Here is a 356-nt window from a genome sequence, read left to right as displayed (position 1 = left end):
GGAGGCGGCGCAGTCGCAGCGTCAGCAGGAGACCCTGACGCGCATCGTCGACGAAGCGCGGAAGGACGCCGAGATCGAGCGTCGGCTCTGACCCCGGCGGCGCGGCCGAGACGGCCGTGCGGCGCCCGGAAGCAAACGGCACCGCCCGGCGTTGAGTGTGATGTGCATGGTGAGTTCAAGGTTCCGAACGGCAAGCTCGTCGTCGCCGACGTGGACGTGCGCGACGGCGTCCTGACCGACATCCGCCTCTCCGGCGACTTCTTCCTCGAGCCCGAGGACGCGCTGGGCCGCATGTCCGACGCGCTCGACGGACTACCGGCCGACGCCCCCGCCACGACCTTCGAGCAGGCGATCGA

1 protein-coding gene is annotated in these 356 nt (G+C 70.8%); it reads left to right on the top strand.

Annotation, left to right across the window (positions count from 1 at the left end; translation table 11 throughout):
- Positions 1–162: 162 nt before the first annotated feature.
- Positions 163–356: lipoate-protein ligase small subunit (gene lplB, locus D9V41_RS16915; protein ID WP_121795634.1), on the top strand; the 194-nt coding region annotated here is incomplete at its 3' end.

It is taken from the genome of Aeromicrobium phragmitis, assembly GCF_003674095.1.
In the GTDB taxonomy this organism is placed as follows: domain Bacteria; phylum Actinomycetota; class Actinomycetes; order Propionibacteriales; family Nocardioidaceae; genus Aeromicrobium; species Aeromicrobium phragmitis.
This window is presented reverse-complemented; position numbering and strand designations above follow the sequence as displayed.